Consider the following 19,441-nt stretch of genomic DNA (forward strand, 5'->3'; position numbering starts at 1 on the left):
TAAAAAATTGATTATTTTTTTATAAATTTTGAATGAGAAACTTTCTCATTCTTTTTATTTATTCTGACTTATCGTTTCAAATCGTTTACTTTGTAAAATATGATAAAATCAAGAAGTACGATTATATTCGGGGGTACTTATGAAAACGTCTTTATTAAGGGTTGGAGCATTCATCTTATTAATAGCATCCTTTTTTGTACTAGTTGCATGTACACAAATAGGAAATGAGGAAGTTCAATCCATTGCAATTCAAGATTCTTCACTAGAATCTTTTTATGATGTTGATAATTTTTCTTTATCAGACATCAAACTTGATGTCACATTTACAAATGGTAAAGTTGAATCTATTTCATTAACGAATTCAATGTTAACAGAAGTTGACTTAGCCAAACTTACTGTTACTGGTGTACATCAAATTAATGTAACATATGAAGAAAAAACAACTAACTTTAATTTAACTTTAGGGAATTCCTCTTTTAAAGCAGAACTTTCAAGAATTTATAATTTAATGATTTCATTAGATAAATTTGAAGGTACTTACAAAGCATTTGTTTTAAGCGTTGGTTCACCAAACGGTAAAAACAACCAAGAAGTTATATTCAAAGTATTAGAGGGATTTATTAAATGGCAATATAAAAATGATATTGTTTGGCATAATGTCATTGAAATATCGACTTTATTAACAACAACTGGCGATACAGTTTATCAAGCATATTTAAAGACACATCCTACTTATACCAAGAGTGAAGTTGAATATTATGAAGATTATATCTATGGAAGATTAGTAGAGGGCAATCTAACATATACAATAACATTTGATACCAATGGTGGTGCAGCTTTAAATCCATTGACAGTTAATGCTGGTGAAACTCTAACGCTTCCAATACCAACAAGAAATGGTTATTCATTTATTGGTTGGTATACAAGTTTAGATGCAAATGGTGTTTTAGTTGGTAATAATACTGCTGTGTTTGAAAACTTAACACTATATGCTAAGTGGCAAGCTGTTGATGTAGAACCGACTTATGTAATTACTTGGAAAAATCATGATGGAACTATCCTTTTAACACAAAACTTAGAAGAAGGTGTATTACCTGCCTACACAGGTACAACACCTACAAAAGCAGAAACAGAAACTCACACGTATGTATTTGCTGGTTGGACACCAACCATCGCTTTAGTTACTAAAGACCAAATCTATACAGCAACATTTACAGCAGAAGCTAAATCTACTTCAGATTATAAACAAGATTTAAACACAATTTTTGAATTTAATATTTCAGCATTACTACCTGAGATGGTAGTTAACGACTATCAAATCTTTGATGATTCAGATGATGAGATGATTGCCGTTTATCTTTATGTCTTTAATTGGGATTTAGAAGATGCACTTGCATACATGGATTTACTAGATTTAGAATTAACTTATGACAGTATAGAAGATGCCTGGGTATTAGGTGATTATTACTTATACGTCTTTGAAGATGATATCGAATTTGGTGAATTGTTCTATGGTATTGGTATCTATGGATACTTAGAAGATGGAACTGACCCTGTTGATCCAGTTGAAGGTACACCATTTGATAAAAATGAATTAAATGCAATCTTTGGATTTGATATTTATCAGTTAATGCCAGCATTATCAAATAATAATTCACTTATTTCTGATTATTCAGATGAAACAGTTAAAGACGTTTATATTGATATCTTTGACTGGACTGAAGCAGATGCACTTGCATACATGGATTTACTTGATGCAAACTTAACATATGATGAATCAAATGAAGTTTGGATTCTAGGTGATTTCTTCATCTATGTATTTGCAGATGATGAAACTTATCCTGGCCAAATGGTTTATGGTATTGGAATTTTTGGTGACCTTGATCATAATGTTGATCCAACAGATCCGGTTGAAGGTACACCATTTGATAAAAATGAATTGAATTCATTATTTGGATTTGATATTTATGCATTAATGCCGGCTTTTGCAAGTAGTAGTTCATTAATTTCTGATTATTCAGATGAAACATTTAAAGACGTTTATATTGACATCTTTGATTGGACAAGCACGGATGCAGATAACTATATGGACTTACTAGATGCAGCATTGTCATATGATAGTGAAGAAGACATATGGATTTTAGGTGATTTCTACATTTATGTCTTTGAAGATGACCAAACATATCCAGGACAAACAGTTTATGGTATTGGTATTTATGGGTATTTAGATGACGAAGTTGAACCTACTTTCCCACTTGAAGGCGAAGAATTTAACCCAGCGGATTTAAATGCAATCTTTGGCTTTGATATTTTTGCTGGTATGCCTTCATTTACAAGTTTGAATTCATTAATCACTGACGTATCAGATGATGTCATGAAAGATGTTTACATTGATATCTTTGATTGGACTCAAGATAATGCAATCGAATATATGGACTTACTTGATTTAGCATTATCCTATGATAATACTGAAGATGCTTGGATTTTAGGTAGCTATTTCATCTATGTATTTGAAGATGCTGATACTTATCCAGGATATGTTGTTTATGGTATTGGAATTTATGGACTGATTGAAGATGAAGTAGAACCAGGTGAACCTGTAACTGAACTTTACTATGAATTCAATGTTCAAAATACAACAACAACGATTGATGGTAGTTATAAAAACACAGTAAATCAGTCAATTTTATTCCCAAATAGTACAAATAAAGTTGATGTAAAAGTAAGTTATCTTGCTAATATCACAGGTTCTGCACCAAGTGGATTATCAACGGGTAAAGTGTTTGCATCGTCAGTTAGTGGTGTATCAAATGCTCAAGCATATTTAGAAATTGATACAAAGGGTACAAATATTTCATATTTCACGTTTGATATACTTGCAAGAAATAACTTCGCAAGTGGTATGACTGGTGCGAAGGTACAAGTATGGAATGGAACTACTTGGACTGATTTAACAGGTGGTAATTTCTACTCTCAAATTAAATCAGAAAAAGTAACCATTACAATTGAAAATGTGAATGCATCTAAGTTTAGATTATTATTCCAAGGAACGGGTTCAAGTAATGCCGGTCAATTCATGATGTTTGATGTAAAACTTTACCAAACATCAGCTCCAGTTGCACTTACTTGGCCAACGGTAGTAACTGATTTAAGTACTAAATTTTCTGAACCACTCATGTCATCACTATTACCTGAGATTGAAGATTTTTCAAACTTAGTGTTAACTAAATTAAATAATGTTGAATATAAAATTACTGGTGCTTTCCCACATGTAGATCATGAACAAAGAATTTCTGATTATATTCAAACATTACTTGCGTTAAATTACACTTTAGATGAAGAGTTATCTTTATTAAAAAATAAAAATGTTTATTCAAATAAACTATCAGATGATGTTGCATATGCACTTTATATTGAATCAAATGGTTCAACATTAGAATTAAGAATTTGGAAATATGACCCAGTTAAAGAAGTTGGTGAACTTCAAGTATTATCACCACGTCAATCAATTAATGAATGGGAAATCATGAAGTTTAACCAATCAGGTTTACCTTCTAAAGGCTCATACGATGTTTTAGTCATTCCTGTTGAAATTAAAGGTGTTTCATTCCCTCAAAACTATCAAACTAATCTTGATTTAGTCTTTAACGGAGATGCACAATCAACAGGTTGGGAATCTGTTTCAAGTTACTACTATAAGAGTAGTTATGGATTACTTGATTTAAACTTTGATATTGCACCATCTTATACAACAACTCAAAATAGAACATACTATGAGAATCAAGGTGATGGCGGTGACCAATATGTCATCAAAGAAACATTGAACGCACTTGATTCAACAATTGATTTCACTAATTACGATTCAAATAATGATGGAACAATTGACTCAGTTATCTTTATTTATTCTGTAGATTATGATTATGATACGAATCCATGGTGGGCTTGGGTATTCTCAGCTAAATATGGATATGCAAAAAACACAACACTAGATACTAAAAAGTTTGAGTATTACTTCTGGGCAAGTTATGCCTTTATCGAAGATTCATTAACAGGTTTAAACAATTTAGTAGTCAATGCTGAAACATATATTCATGAACTTGGACACTTAATGGGATTCCCGGATCTTTATTCTTACGAGGATGAAGTTTATGGTCCAGTTGGTGGGTTTGACATGATGGATTATAATGCTGGTGATCATGGACCAGCCAATAAATTACTTTATGGATGGCTACAACCATATGTCGTGCCAACAACCGGTATGTATCAAGTGACATTAGATTCATATTCAACGGATAACGATCAATTTGGTAATGCCTTACTAATTCCTTATAACTTTAATGATTTAAGTGATGGTAACGCATTTGATGAATATTTACTCATTATGTTCTATACACCAGAAGGTTTATATAATGGTCATATGAACTATAACTATGTTTTAAATAATGCAGCAATTGTTATTTACAGAGTAGATGCTCGAATGAATTCAAGGGTTACATTTTGGGGTGATTATTTTGCAAGAACCAATGATGGTACTTCTAATTTCTTTGTTGAAATTTTAGAAGTAGATAAAAATAATTCGATTCCATCAACAAGCAATAGTGGCTATATTAAGATGTCAGATGTATTAACATCAGGTTCTGTTGATTTATCAACATATACTTGGCATCAAGGTGGAAACATTAATGTTGTTATTGAAGTAGCAGAAGCATTCAATAACAATTCATCACAAGCTGTTATCAATGTGACAGTTAACTAAAAATATAAATATATTAGCAATTAAAAAGCCCAATTTAACCATTGGGCTTTTTTACATCTTATTTGGGTTATTTTTAAGTCTTAGATATCTTACAGTTAATAGTATTAAGATTGTACTTGATATGAATAGGACATAAGGATATAGTGCAATTGTTGTTCTATCAAAGATAAAACCAACAAACGGCGTGACTAAGCCAAAGCCCATATAACCAATGACCATTTGAAGTGACATGACTTTAGATATTTCATTAGGTCTATAGTAATCATTATTGATAAACATCATATTTGGATAAATTGGACCAGAACCAATACCAAGTAATGCAACAATGATAAAGTAGTAAACAGTAAAGTTGATATCTAGTAAAAATAGAATGACGCCTAGTCCAATAGTTGTCATACCTATTTGAATTAAAGTTTTTGGCGTTAATCTTTTAGCAAGTATGCCTGATAATAATCTACCCAGGGTTAAACCTAAATAATAACAAGTAGCACCAAGTGCTGCAGTTGAAGTAGATACACCTTTTATTGCAAAAAGATAGGATGCAATCCATACACCAAGTAATGATTCTATATGAACATAAAGTAAGAAGATAAACATTGAATTAACTGCACCTTTTAATTTAAGTCCAGTTTTTAATTTGATTGGATTATGTTCTTCCTTATCCTCTTTAGTTTCTTTCTTCCATAATTTAAATGAAATAAGTATAACTAAAGCAATAATGATTAATAGGGATCCAACGATAATATAACCCATACGCCAAGAACTTAATTCTAAAGTATATGCCATAATAGAAGGTCCAGCGGTTACTCCAATACCATAGAATGAATGGAGGTAACTCATATGAGAAGCTTTATAGTTTTTAGCTAAATAGTGATTGAGAGATACATCAATCGAACCAGCACCAACACCAAGTGGTAGTGCAAAGAATAACATTTGATAGAACTCACTCACCTGACTCATTAAAACTAAAGCCAAACCTGTAAAAGCAATTGAAACAAATGTAATCCATTTGGTTTGGAAAAGTTTCAATAATTTAGGAGCATTGTATGTTGAAATAATTGACATAATATAAATGACAAATGTCATGATACCTAAGGTACCTAAACCAACATTTAAATCAACTCTAACCTGATTCCAAGCAGAACCTAATAATGCATCAGGTAAACCTAATGCAATAAAAGCAACATAAATTACTGGAAGTAGGAGTAAATATGCAATTGGTGTTTTTTTAGTATCATTCATATTTAGTCACCTCTTTAATTATAGCGCAGTCTAATAAAAGTTAATTTGTTATAATGGACATATCATAGATTTTGTGATTTCATTGGAAGGATTCATCATGAAAAAGATTATTGTGATAGGTTGCCCAGGAAGTGGGAAAAGCACTTTCTCTAGGAAATTAGGAGAAAAACTAAATATTCCTGTATATCATTTAGATATGTTGTTTTGGAATAGAGATAAAACTACAGTTGATGATGAAACATTTATGAAAAGACTTAATGAAGTATTAAGTAAAGATCAATGGATTATTGATGGGCATTACATGAAAACATTAGAACATAGAATAAAATCATGTGACACAATATTCTATTTAGATATGCCTGTTGACTTGTGTCTAGAAAATGTAACAAATAGAATAGGTAGAGTAAGACCAGATATGCCTTGGGTTGAAAAGAAAGACCAAGAGTATTATGATTTTGTAGAGTATATTAAAAGCTTTAAAGAAACAAAGACACCATACACATTAGAGTTATTAAATAAATATCAAGATAAAAATATGATTAGATTTACTTCGTTTGATGAAATTAATACTTATTTAAAGTAATTTGTGAAGTTTTTAATGCAATCACGACGCATCAGTCGTGATACTTTTGATAATTATAGACTATAATTAAGATATAAATTAAATCAATACACACGATGAATAAAACGACAAGTAAGGGGATTTGTTGTTTTTATTTTTATCTAAAAAAGAGAAAGAAGGATAAGTATGAAAATAAATATTGAGGGTTATAAAAATATTGAAAATCTTGAGTATATAATTCAAGATAATAAGTTGAATGTTTTGGTTGGCATTTCTGGTAGTGGAAAAACTTCAATACTAGAAGCTCTAAAAAAAGAAGATTTTGAATTTAACAAGAAAATAGGATTTAGTGGCAACGTAATATCACTCATCGATGGTAAAGAGCCTGAATCAATTGAAGTTTTTAATGAGTACACTGTAGATAAATATTTATTGGATAAAAATAAAGATAGCAATGTTTACAATGTGTTAATAGATAATGAGAATGAACTTTTGAGTGCTAGAAATGATTTGGAGAATAGACTTAAGAATATTCAATCAATCATAAATTCTTATACTCAAGAATATAATTCATTAAAGGCAATTCAAAAACAGGTGAGTGGGCCATTAACTTCTAAGTTGAATATAAAACAGAATTCTGCAATCTATACATTAAAAAAGAGTTTTGATTCGATACAAAATAAACGAATATATAATAAAATTGCAACAATTGGAAAGGATAAGATAAGTTGGGTTGTTGATGGGGCCAAATTTATAGAAAATAGTAAATGTCCTTTTTGTGGAAAAAAATTAAATTCAAAAAAAGAAAAGGAATTTCATGATATTTCTCATCTCGATGTTGCAAATCATGAGAAACTTTCATTATCAAAGGATCAATTATCTACCTTGAAGCTATCAGGGATTCAAATCACTTTGAATGGAATTGATAAAATTGAAAAAGAAATAATTAAAGTTGGAATTGCTTTAATTGAATTTGAACGACTTAAATCTGATTTAGATAATTTTTACGACTTAAATTATGATTATAAAAAAATAGATTTATCATATAATGAAAATTTATATGAATTTTTCCCGTTAATTAAAAATGAAATTATTAAACTAGATAAAAATAAGATAAGACTTATAAAAAATATTGAAAATGCTTTAATCAAAACGAAATCTATTTTTACAAGGAATTTGAATAATATAAATAGAATAATTAAAATTTTTGGTATACCGTATGAATTAGAAGCAACTTATAAAAGATCTGTAATATCAAATTATAAACTTTATCATATTGATGATTCACAAAAAATAGAAAGAAATAAAGGGTTATCTAATGGAGAAAGAAAAATTATTGCATTAATTTTCTTTATTATAGAGATATCAAAAAAGAAGTCTCAATTAGTTGTCTTTGATGATCCAGTTTCTGCGTACGACGATGGTAGAAGATCTTCAATTTTTAATTTAATATTGGATAGAATTAAGGATTCTACAGTACTTTTGTTATCACATGATCAATTTTTTGCTCGCTATGCAACTATTAATAGAAAAAAACAGATAGGTAATATTGATTATTTTGATAATCATTCTAATATAAGTATCCAACAAATTGTTAAGACTGATTTTGATGCATTAAACAAATTTATAATTGAAAGAATTTTATCATCTAAAAATTATATTCAACAAATTATAAATTTAAGATTTTATTATGAAATTAATAGAAAAATCGATATTTATGGATATTTATCAACGATAGTTCACAAGGAAGATCTGAATGCATTTTTAATAAAGAGTAATATCACAGAGCAAGTGATATTAGATAAAATCAACTATGAATTGAAAATAAGATTGTTACCTTTTGATCAAAAACATTATACGAATATAGATACCTCTGAATTTTCTATTCTGGAAAAGATGTTTTTATTAAGAGAAATGAAATTGAATTTAGGGTATAAAGATGAACTGGATAATCATATTCATTTAAACTCAAAAAAAGTTATAACTCTAAATCCATATAAGTTTTGTTTTGCCAGCAAGTTTGTATATGATGAAGTAATGAATAAAATTGGTGTAATACATTCAATGTAAAATTTATTTTTGCATAAAATCCTTTTAATTGTATAAGTTTAATGATAAAATATATCATGCGTTGATTAAGGCGAGTAATTGAAGTTGTTTAAAGAAGAGAACTATTCATTTGGTGAAAGGATAGTAAATGACAAGATGAAGGCTACCTTAGGAGCAAACAGTAAATCGGCTATAACGATAACATGAGGTGCACAAGGTAACTTGTGAACTAAGGTGGTACCGCGGAATAATTATTTCGTCCTTAGAAGTTTAAAGACTTTTAAGGACTTTTTATTTGTTTATAAAGGAGAATATGTGTATATGAAATATATGACATCTAATGAAATCAGAAAAATGTGGTTAGACTTTTTCAAGTCTAAAGGACACATGGTTGAACCATCAGCATCATTAATACCAGTTGATGATCCAACATTACTATGGATTAATGCAGGGGTTGCACCATTAAAGAAATACTTTGATGGTTCTGAAACACCAAAATCAAGAAGAATTACTAACATTCAAAAGAGTATTCGTACAAACGATATTGAAAATGTTGGTAAAACAGCTAGACACCACACATTCTTTGAAATGTTAGGTAATTTTAGTATTGGTGATTACTTCAAAGTTGAAGCAATCGAATTTGGTTTTGAATTATTAACTTCTGAAGAATGGTTTAATTTCCCATTAGATCGTTTATATATGACGTATTATCCAGATGATATTGTCGCTAAACAAACATGGATGAAGTTAGGTGTAAAAGAAGATCATTTAATTCCACTTGAAACTAACTTCTGGGAAATTGGTAAAGGTCCATCTGGTCCTGATACTGAAATCTATTTTGACCGTGGTGAAAAATACGATAAACGTGGTATCGAATTACTACAAAATGATATTGATAATGAAAGATATTTAGAAATCTGGAATATTGTATTCTCTCAATATAATGCTGACCCATCGATTCCAAGAAGTCAATATAAAGAACTACCTTCTAAAAATATTGATACTGGTGCTGGTTTAGAACGTTTTGCATGTGTCTTACAAGATACAGAAACTAACTTTGAAACCGACATACACTTTCCAATTATTAAGAAAACATCAGAATTATCTGGTGTAGAATACAAAGGTCAAATGGCTTTCAAAGTTATTTCAGACCACATTAAAACTTTAGTGTTTGCTATTGCAGATGGTGCAATGTTATCAAATGAAGGTCGTGGTTATGTTCTACGTCGTCTATTACGCCGTGCTGTTAAATATGGTAGAACACTAGGCTTCCATGAACCATTCTTATACTCATTAGTAGATACAGTTGTTGAAATGATGGGCGATTTCTATACTAATCTTGCTCCAACTAAAGAGATTGTTAAAAAGATTATTCAAAAAGAAGAAGCTAAATTCTACTCAACAATTTGTGATGGTGAAAAACATTTAATTTCTTCAATTAAAGATCATAAGATTTCAGGTGTTGATGCATTTAAACTATATGATACATATGGTTTCCCAATTGAATTAACATTAGAATATGCAGAAGAGAATAACGTATCAGTTGATTTAGATGCATTTAAAGAAGAATTAGATAAACAAAAATCAAGATCAAGAGAAGCTAGAAATGTTCAAACTTCTATGAAAGCTCAAGATGAAGCTTATCTAAACTTCATGGAACCTTCGAAGTTTGTAGGATATGAAACACTACAACATGAAGCTAAAGTGATTAAAGTGTTTGAACAAGGTATTGTACTTGATGAAACACCATTCTATGCTAAAATGGGTGGTCAAGTAGCAGATACTGGTACAATCAATGGTTTAGTTGTTAAAGATGTTATGAAATTACCTCATGGACAATTCTTACACGTAATCGAAACTGAAAGTTTTGAAGAAGGCGATGATGTACTTGCAATTGTTGATGAGGAACGTCGTTTAAGAACTACTAAGAACCATACTGCAACGCACCTATTACATCAAGCAATTAAAGATGTGATTGGTAAGCATGCTAACCAACAAGGTTCATATAATGGTCCAGATAAATTAACATTTGATATTAACCACTTTGAACCATTAAAACATGAGGAAATTTTAGCAATCGAAAAGATTGTTAAAGAAAAAATTAATGAAGCATTACCAGTTGTAACGCATGTACTTCCAATTGAAGAAGCTAAAAAGCTTGGTGCGATGATGTTATTTGGTGAAAAATATGGTGACACAGTTCGTGTTGTTGATATCAACAAATGGTCATTAGAATTCTGTGGTGGTACACATGTTAATAACACTAAAGATATTGTGGAATTCGCGTTAACATCTGTTGAATCAATCGGTTCTGGTATTTATCGTTTTGAAGGTACAACCAATAATGTAATTGCTTCATCAAAAGATTATCTTGCAAGTTATTTAGGTACTTTAGATCAATTATTAACTAAGAAACAAGAACTTACAAAACAATCAACTAAAGATCAATTACCTACTGTCTTAGGTAGTTATCAAGACATCCTAAACTATCGTGAAGCAATCGTTAAACTTCAAAATGAAGTTAAAGACTTAGAAAAGAAAGCGGAAACTGATTTAATTTCAAGCATTTTAAAGAATGCGGACAACTTCATTCCTGCTGAAATTAAAGAAATTACTTACATAGTTACCGACAATTTACCTCAAGCATCACTTAAACCACTCGTTGATGTTCTCTATGATAAAATGAAGACAGAAGCAATTGTCTTAATTAACAAAGGAGAAAAAGCTACATTCTTAGTAAAAACTTCTAAACTAATTGCTAGAGACTTACTAAAAGACTTCACAAGTAAGACAAATGGTAATGGTGGCGGTAAGAATGACTTTGCTCAAGGTGGTACTGCGGACTTAGTTGCTTTAGAAAACTTCTTAAAGGGGCTTTAATTTGAAATATTTCGGTCTAGACTTAGGTGAAAGAACCTTAGGTATTGCAATTTCTGAATCAGGTATTATTGCTCAAAATCTAACAACAATTCGTTTTAAACCATTAGATTTTGAAGATGCTTTAAACCAATTATTAATATTAGCAAATCAATATAAAATTGATGTGTTAGTCATTGGTTTTCCAAAACACATGAATAATGATGTAGGGGAAAAAGCATTAATGGTTTTACGATTCAAAGAAATGCTAGAATCAGTATCTTCAATTAAAGTTATTGCTTGGGATGAAAGATTATCTACCAAGACTGCACTAAGAATGCTTAGTGATTCAAACAAGAAGTATGATAAACAAAGGGCATTAAAAGATGAAGTGGCTGCTCAAGTCATTTTACAAAACTATTTAGATTCAATTTAGGAGGAATCAAATGAACGCACTTGATAAATTAACAATTTTTAATGGTGAAAAAGAAGAGTTAGCAACAATTTTATTCACATTCCAAGAAAACGGTAAAAACTACGTTGTATTTGAATTTGATGAAACACATGAAGTTTCAGCTGCAGTTTATGTACCTGGTGCAACTGCTGACGAAGGTGAACTATTCGACATCCAAACAGATGAAGAGTGGGATTTAGTTGATAAAGTTTATCAACAATATGAAGATGCATTAGACGAAGAAGAAGACGACGAAGACCTTGACGCTTAATGATTTTAAAGCCTTTTGTCTGAATCATCATATTCCAATTATCACTGATGAATCATTAGACTATATTAAGAAATTAATACTTGAAAAAGGCATCAAATCAATTTTAGAAATTGGAACTGCATATGGCTATAGTGCCATATGTTTTTCTAGTGAAAACACCCATGTTGATACAATTGAATATGATGAAGAAAGATTCAGTGAAGCAATAAAATGGGTAAAAGAGTTTAATGCAAACGTCACAGTTATACAAGCAGATGCTAAAACCTATGAAGTAGGTGATAAGACTTATGACCTCATTTTCATCGATGGTGCTAAAGCATCTTATCAAAGATTCTTTGATAAATATAAAAAATATTTAAATCCTGATGGTTTGATTGTTTGTGATAATTTAACATTCCACAATTTAACTGTAGATAAGACAAAATCAAGATCTACTAAAAACATGATTAAAAAGTTAGAACAATTTAGAAAATTTCTTGCAACCACAGATGAGTTTGAAACTGTTCAACTTTCAATTGGTGATGGATTATCTATTTCAAAGAGGGTTAAGTAATGAAGGTTTATGAGAAAAATGGCATAAGTGTTACTTATGAAATCATCTATAAATCAATCAAACATATTTACTTTAGAAACAGAAATGACCATATCATTATTACTGCAAATAAAAAAGCTAAAGAATCGGAAGTTTTGTCGTATCTTGATAAATACTTTGAAAAATTAACGGCTAAAAAAACTAAAACTAAAGTAGAAACACCAAAATATCAACTTTGGGGAATATCATTAACCGAAGATGAATTCTTTGGAAACTATCAACATTCCCAAAAGAATTATGATCTTATTTTAAAATTAGAAGTTTTGAAAATGGTTGATACATTAAAACCACGTTTAGAACAAGATTTATCAAAACTAAGTTTAAAACTAGTTCCAATGCATGTTAAAAAACTACGTTCAAAGTATGGGTTATGCAGAACAAACATTAAAGAAATAACTTTAAGTTCATTTCTTGCAAGAATTAACCCTGAATATCTATACTATGTTTTATTGCATGAATATGCACACTTAATTGTCGGAAATCACTCAAAATCTTTCTATCAAGTGTTAGATAAGGTTATGATTAATCATAAAATTGTTCAAAAACAATTAAGAAAGCATGAAATTAGTTATTAGATTGATTAAATAATGATATAATAAATTGAAGAAAATTTAAGGAGTCATACACATGGCAATTAAAAAAACATATGAGTTAACTCAAGCCGGTTTAGAAGAACTAAAAGCCGAATTAGTTGATTTAAAAGAAGTCAAAATTAAAGAAAACTTAGAGGCTTTAAAAGAAGCAAGAGCACAAGGGGACTTATCAGAAAATGCTGACTATGATGCAGCACGTGATGAACAAGCAAGAATTGCTGCTCGTATTCAAGAAATTGAAAATATCATCAAAAACGTTAAAATCATTAAAGCTAACGAAGACTCAACATCTGTAAACATTGGTAAGGAAGTCGTTTTATACTTTATCGATAAAGACAAAGAAGTTACATATCACTTAGTTGGTACAATCGAAGCTGATCCAATTAAAGGTAAAATTTCTGTTGAATCACCATTAGGTAGAGCAATCAAAGGTAGAGAAGTCGGCGATATCGTCACTGTTAAGTCAGAAACTGGTAAGAGTTTTAACGTTAGAATTGTTTCATTAAATTAATGGCTATTTATAAAAAATGTATTCCGGATTTATATGTTAAATCCATTTACGAAATTAATTATGACGAATTAAAAAAGCAGGGGAAGAATGCTCTGCTTTTTGACTTAGACAATACGATTATTGACTACAATCAAACTAAACTTGAACAAAAAGCAATCGATTTTCTAAATTCTTTAGAAAAAGATTTTAAAGTCATTGTCATATCGAATTCACATTACAAAAGAGTCTTTGAAGCAATTGGTCATCAATTTAAGTTTGTGCATTTTGCTAAAAAGCCTTTAAAATTTGGTTTTAAAAAAGCTATTAAAATGTTAAACGTGAAAAAAGATGAAGTTGTCATGATTGGAGACCAATTGATGACAGATTGCTTTGGTGGTAAACGTATGGGCTTTACTACCGTTTTAGTTGAGGCTGTTAAACGTTCAAGTGATAAGTTACCAACTAGAATTAATAGAAAGATTGAGTCTTACTTTTTAAATAAAATTAAGCGTAAAGAACCAAAACGATATGAAGAGGTATTAAAAGCATATGCAGAAAAATAGTAAAACTTGTTTAGGTTGCGGTGCAGTCCTACAAAATATCGATATTGAAAAAGAGGGTTATGTTAAATCGTTAGATCAACCCTTCTGTATGCATTGTTTCAAACTAATGCACTATGGTAAAGGTGATATTCACTTTCATCCGGATAAATTACCAACATTTAAGAAAGATGCATTAATTGTCTTAGTTTCATCGGTTTTATACTTAGACACAATTTTAACAAGTGAAGTTAAGCGTCTTGCAGAAGATTATCACGTAGTCCATTTGATTAACCAAATTGACTTACTACCTGATTCAACACATAGAAACTATTTACTTGGTAAAATTCAAAAACAATTTAACAGATTTAGAGTAGCTTATGATGAAATCATCTTAATGAGTGCTTTAAATAAATTCGATATTGAAAATCTTAAGAACTATTTATTAGATTCTAAATATAAAGAAGTTTATTTCATTGGACTTCAAAACTCAGGTAAAACAACAATCTTTAAAGCACTAACTGGCAATAAAGAAGCCTTAGCTTTAAAGAAAGCAGCTTTAACTCAAACAATTTTATCTGGTGAGTTAGAGGGTATTAAAATATATGATACGCCAGGGTTATATCAAGAAGGTTATCTACATGAGTTCTTCCCATATGAAGTTTATAAAGACTTATTACCATCAAATCAATTTAAGCCTAAAAATGGAAAACTAGAAAAAGGCGATGCCATTTTAATTGATGGGTTGGCTGCAGTATCAATCTTAAAGGGTTCAACAACATCTGTTTTCTATGGATCAGAATCCATTAAATTACATCCAACAAAAGCTGAAAAAGTTGCTGATTTACTTCAAAATAAACAAGTTGTTAATGTCAATTTTGATGAATATAAATCATCTGAATTTGCATTAAAAGAAGACGTGAAATATCAAATTACTTTTGCAGACTTTGGATTCATGATTTTAACAGGTCCAGTCACAATTAAAATTGATACACATCCAAATTTACATATCACGGTAATCGAGGCGTTTATTAGATGATTGATGAAATAATCAATGATGTTGTAACTAAATATGAAGGTAGAAATGAACGACTCATTCATATTGAAGGGGTAGTTAGAAAAGCACTCGAGTTAGGTACTAAATTAAATCTTGATTTAGAAAAGTTAGAAATTGCTGCTTGGTATCATGACTACACAAAATATGATGATATTGAAACTCAAATTGCAGTCTTAATAGAAGAACAAATTGAAGCATTCAAGGATACACCGATTGTATTTCATGCTTTAAGTGCTGCAGAATATTTAAAAATTAGACATCATATCACAGATGATGATATATTAAATGCTATTAGATTTCATGTATTTGGAAATCCAGACATGAACATTTATGCAAAGGTTATCTTACTTGCAGATAAAATTGAAGATTCAAGAAATTATTTTATGGTTGAACACTTTAGAAAACTTGCTGAAACTTCGATTGATGATGCAATCCTTAATTATCTTTTAGATTTAAAAGAGATGTTAAAAAAAGATAATAAAACCATTCATCCTTGGATGAATGAATTGATTAATAAATTAGGAGAACAGCTTGTGGATTTAGTTAAAAAAAGTATTGAAATTTTAGATAAAGTAAATGCCAAAGACATTTCAGTTTTTGACTTTAAAGAAACATCACCATATTATGATTACTTTGTCATTGGAACAGTTAATGATCGTGCAGGTCAAGCAGCAGTTGGATATTTTGGTGATGAATTAAGAGATTATATTCGTCATGTTGAAGGTAAAGGAAATGTTGGCTGGGTTTTAATTGACTTAGGTGATGTTGTTGTTCATTTATTCAAAGAAGAAGATCGTAGATTCTATGGTTTTGACCAAAGATTTATGGAATTTAAAAAATGACTTTCGAACAAGTTTATGACATCTTACAACAAGATGTGAACTACGAAAAAATATTAAAACCCATCTTAAAGTATCTAGACAAAGAAAAACTTACACTAGATGCTGGTTGTGGAAGTGGTTATATCTTATCGATGCTTGCATCAAAAGGTTATTTAATTGAAGGTTTAGACAATAATCAAGAGATGTTAGATTTGGCTAAGCAAAGATTAGAAGAACTAAACTTAAATGTTTTGTTAATCAATCATGATTTAAGAAAACCATTACCAAAAAAGTATGATCAAATTATTTCACTTTTAGATGTAACACACTATTTTATGGGTGTTAAAAACCTATTTAAAATTTATTTTAATGCATTAACTGCTGGTGGCACTTTAATTCTTGATTTATACAAATCACCAGTAAATGAAGAAGAATCTGGTATCTATGATGATCTTAAATACACTTGGAAAGTCCGTACCACTGTCTCACAGATTATTCATAAAATAGATGTGGAATACCTAGATGAAACATACAACTTTAGAGTAAGACAATTCTATAAACCTTTAAATATTTATTTAGATACATTAAAAGAAATAGGTTTCAAAGTTAAAACTATTCAAAGTTTTGATGATAGAAAAGTATTTGTCATTTGTCAAAAAGAAAAATAAGAACCTTTCCGTAACTATATTTATGGGAGGTTTTTTTATGCGAAAAAATATTCTTTATGTCTTAATCGTTTTATTTATTATTGGAGCTATACTACTCTTTCCAAAAGAAAAGAAGTTAGAACTAGTTACCTCAGATATAAGAATGATTGATGTTGAAATCTCTGGTGCTGTAGCTAAACCAGGTACTTACCAAGTCGAAAAAGGTGTCACTTTAGCTTATGTTATTAATCTTGCTGGAGGTATTTTGCCATCTGCTGATATCAACTCACTCAACTTAAGTCTACTCGTAGAAAATAAAACATATGAAGTCAAAACATACAGTAAAGAAATCAAAGATAAGACATATAAAGTTAATCTAAATGAAGTTACTTATTTAGAGCTGATTACGATACCAAATATCACTGAAAAAAGAGCACTGAATATCTTACTTTACCGCGAACAAAACAAAAAATTCACAGCTGTTTCTGATCTTTTAAATGTTTCAGGTATTGGGGATGCAACTTATGAGAAGATTAAACAATTTTTCTATATCTAATTATTTACACCTTTATATGATACTTTTAGTCTTTCTCATTCTAAGTATCAAGTATCCAATCTTTATTCTGGTTTTAATTTATCTCATCTATAGATATAAAAAAGTTACTTTTGTTTTTCTAACTGTCAGTATATTCATCTTATTTAGTTTGTCGCTTATTTATCAAACCGTTAGTGATGATACTATCAGTGAGAAAGTATTGATTATCGAAAAATACGAACAAACTTATCAGAATTCATATATCGTCTTAAGTCACTTGAAAAGATATGAATTTGAATCTAAACAAGATTTCAATGTTTATGATTTAGTTGAGATTAGAGGAAACTTAGTTGAATTTAATCACGTTACAATTCCAAATGGTTTTGATGAAAAGAATTATCAATTAGGTAACGGTGTAATAAAAAGTATTGAGGTAGAAAGTGTTGTATTAAATAAGAGAATAGATGCACTATCATTTTTAAGTAGTGATAGTCTTTGGGTTAAACTCTTTAAAGATGAAAATTTCTTTGAAGTAGATAATATAGGTTTTTTATTTTCGCTTTCTAGCATGAACTTAATGGTCCTATATTACATACTTCATAAAATTTTATATTATCTTGATATAAAGGATGATAAGAAACATTTAATTACAGCCATTTTAGCCATCTTTGGATATTTAATAGGATTTAGTTACTTAGTACTTAGAATACTCTTAAAATCCTTATTTTCGTTTATAAATTTAACCTTTGATTTACATTTAACTAAACTAGATATTGAGTCGTTAGTTTTTATCTTGATTTTAATCTTTCACCCTTATTTGATTTATAATCAAGGTTTTATTGTTATCTATTTACTTATTTTCATTTTCGAGTTAAAACCATATGCTAATTCTTCAATAGATTATTTACTTCCTCTCATGATTCTTATGCCTTTTCTTATTTTATGGCAAGGAAAAATTAATATCGTTTTACTTTTAATGATACCTATCTTTCAATATCTTATTAGACCGTTGTTTATTCCAAGTCTAATCATCTTATCGATTTTTCCATTCTTGAATTTTTTCCCTATCTTAGAATCTTTTTTTGTCGAAGTAATCTCATTTTTTAACCAGTTTAATTTTGGATTTTATATGATGCGTTTAGAAGGCATCATGCTTGTTATATACTACTTAGTACTCATTTATATACTTACAATAAAGTCTATAAAATTGCGTGCAATTTTTCTAGTAACTATGTTTACTGGTTTAGTTCTGATAACTTGGATTCCAAAAGCTGACCAGGTGATCTTTTTAGATGTGGGTCAAGGTGATAGTTCGGTCATCTTTAAAGACAATAAAGTCATTGTTGTTGATAGTTTTCAATATGTTGGCAATTATTTAAAGTCAAATTATGTTTATACAATTGATTACTTAATTCTATCTCATAATGATAATGACCATATGAAAGAAGCGAAAGATCTCATCGTTGAGTTTAAAGTAAAACATTTAATCCTAAGTGGTTATCAAGATTATGGTCTAAATTTTAAAGACACAATATATATTACAAATGAAAACTTAATGACAATTGATTCAATTGATTTGAGTTTTTTAGGTCCAATCAAAGACTATAAATCGGTAAATGGAAATTCATTAGTCTTTAAAATTAATGTTTTAAACCAAACCTTTTTATACACTGGTGATATTGGTGTTGAAGTCGAATTAGATTTAGTTCAAAAATATGCATTCAATTTAAAAGCGGACGTATTAAAAGTTGCTCATCATGGTTCGTTCACTTCAAGTTCTAAAGAATTTATTAGTATGGTTAATCCTAGATTTGCAGTGGTTAGTGTGAAACTTAATAATATATATAATCAACCAACACCAGAAGTTATGGATCGTTTTAAAACGATGGGAGTATCTGTTTTTGAAACTAGATACCTTGGTTCAATCTTGTTTTACAAACAAGAAATTATTAACTTTAGTCCATAAATTGATAGTCA

16 protein-coding genes are annotated in these 19,441 nt (G+C 29.5%); 15 read left to right on the forward strand and 1 reads right to left on the reverse strand.

The annotated features are described in order from the left end of the window. Positions 1-139 precede the first annotated feature (139 nt). A complete protein-coding gene (locus PG914_RS04325) occupies positions 140-4,756 on the forward strand; it encodes an InlB B-repeat-containing protein (RefSeq protein ID WP_488822481.1) in 4,617 nt (1,538 codons plus the stop codon). A gap of 51 nt (positions 4,757-4,807) precedes the next feature. On the opposite strand, the gene PG914_RS04330 is transcribed toward PG914_RS04325, so the two are convergent. After that, complete coding sequence (locus PG914_RS04330) at positions 4,808-5,998, reverse strand: MFS transporter (protein WP_488822482.1); 1,191 nt, start codon at positions 5,996-5,998, stop codon at positions 4,808-4,810. A 97-nt stretch (positions 5,999-6,095) separates the two neighbouring features. Here PG914_RS04330 and PG914_RS04335 point away from each other — a divergent pair, with 97 nt between their 5' ends. The 14 genes from PG914_RS04335 to PG914_RS04400 all read left to right on the forward strand — a co-directional run bounded on the left by PG914_RS04335 (position 6,096) and on the right by PG914_RS04400 (position 19,430). Continuing rightward, complete coding sequence (locus tag PG914_RS04335; protein WP_488822483.1) at positions 6,096-6,581, forward strand: AAA family ATPase; 486 nt, start codon at positions 6,096-6,098, stop codon at positions 6,579-6,581. 165 nt (positions 6,582-6,746) lie between these two features. Further along, positions 6,747-8,630 carry an AAA family ATPase gene (locus PG914_RS04340; protein ID WP_488822484.1) on the forward strand — a complete coding sequence of 628 codons (1,884 nt, stop codon included), beginning with the start codon at positions 6,747-6,749 and terminating at the stop codon, positions 8,628-8,630. 300 nt (positions 8,631-8,930) lie between these two features. Beyond that, positions 8,931-11,489 (forward strand): alanine--tRNA ligase, encoded by a 2,559-nt coding sequence (gene alaS / locus PG914_RS04345; protein WP_488822485.1) that lies wholly within the window; start codon positions 8,931-8,933, stop codon positions 11,487-11,489. Position 11,490: 1 nt separating this feature from the next. Next, positions 11,491-11,901, forward strand: coding sequence for a Holliday junction resolvase RuvX (gene ruvX, locus PG914_RS04350; RefSeq protein ID WP_488822486.1), 411 nt, complete (start codon positions 11,491-11,493; stop codon positions 11,899-11,901). Positions 11,902-11,911: 10 nt separating this feature from the next. Beyond that, positions 11,912-12,190 carry a DUF1292 domain-containing protein gene (locus PG914_RS04355; protein WP_488822487.1) on the forward strand — a complete coding sequence of 93 codons (279 nt, stop codon included), beginning with the start codon at positions 11,912-11,914 and terminating at the stop codon, positions 12,188-12,190. Then, positions 12,180-12,743, forward strand: coding sequence for an O-methyltransferase (locus tag PG914_RS04360; protein ID WP_488822488.1), 564 nt, complete (start codon positions 12,180-12,182; stop codon positions 12,741-12,743). The genes PG914_RS04355 and PG914_RS04360 overlap by 11 nt, the downstream gene beginning before the upstream one ends. Continuing rightward, positions 12,743-13,357, forward strand: a complete 615-nt coding sequence (locus tag PG914_RS04365) for a YgjP-like metallopeptidase domain-containing protein (protein WP_488822489.1) — start codon at positions 12,743-12,745, stop codon at positions 13,355-13,357. The genes PG914_RS04360 and PG914_RS04365 overlap by 1 nt, the downstream gene beginning before the upstream one ends. 52 nt (positions 13,358-13,409) lie before the next feature. Continuing rightward, positions 13,410-13,886 carry a transcription elongation factor GreA gene (gene greA, locus PG914_RS04370; RefSeq protein ID WP_488822490.1) on the forward strand — a complete coding sequence of 159 codons (477 nt, stop codon included), beginning with the start codon at positions 13,410-13,412 and terminating at the stop codon, positions 13,884-13,886. Further along, positions 13,886-14,428, forward strand: coding sequence for a YqeG family HAD IIIA-type phosphatase (locus PG914_RS04375; RefSeq protein ID WP_488822491.1), 543 nt, complete (start codon positions 13,886-13,888; stop codon positions 14,426-14,428). The genes greA and PG914_RS04375 overlap by 1 nt, the downstream gene beginning before the upstream one ends. Continuing rightward, positions 14,415-15,443: a GTPase gene (locus PG914_RS04380; RefSeq protein WP_488822492.1), complete on the forward strand. Its 1,029-nt coding sequence runs from the start codon at positions 14,415-14,417 to the stop codon at positions 15,441-15,443. Before PG914_RS04375 ends, PG914_RS04380 begins: the two co-directional genes overlap by 14 nt. Continuing rightward, positions 15,440-16,303: a bis(5'-nucleosyl)-tetraphosphatase (symmetrical) YqeK gene (gene yqeK, locus PG914_RS04385; protein WP_488822493.1), complete on the forward strand. Its 864-nt coding sequence runs from the start codon at positions 15,440-15,442 to the stop codon at positions 16,301-16,303. The genes PG914_RS04380 and yqeK overlap by 4 nt, the downstream gene beginning before the upstream one ends. Continuing rightward, on the forward strand, positions 16,300-16,950 hold the full coding sequence (locus PG914_RS04390; protein ID WP_488822494.1) for a methyltransferase domain-containing protein: 651 nt from the start codon (positions 16,300-16,302) through the stop codon (positions 16,948-16,950). The genes yqeK and PG914_RS04390 overlap by 4 nt, the downstream gene beginning before the upstream one ends. A gap of 37 nt (positions 16,951-16,987) precedes the next feature. Continuing rightward, positions 16,988-17,485: a ComEA family DNA-binding protein gene (locus PG914_RS04395; protein ID WP_488822495.1), complete on the forward strand. Its 498-nt coding sequence runs from the start codon at positions 16,988-16,990 to the stop codon at positions 17,483-17,485. A 199-nt stretch (positions 17,486-17,684) separates the two neighbouring features. Further along, the gene (locus PG914_RS04400; protein WP_488822496.1) at positions 17,685-19,430 is read left to right on the forward strand and encodes a ComEC/Rec2 family competence protein; all 1,746 of its coding nucleotides are present in this window, start codon (positions 17,685-17,687) and stop codon (positions 19,428-19,430) included. Positions 19,431-19,441 lie beyond the last annotated feature (11 nt).

The sequence above is a fragment of the Acholeplasma sp. ORD1043 genome, assembly GCF_057808485.1.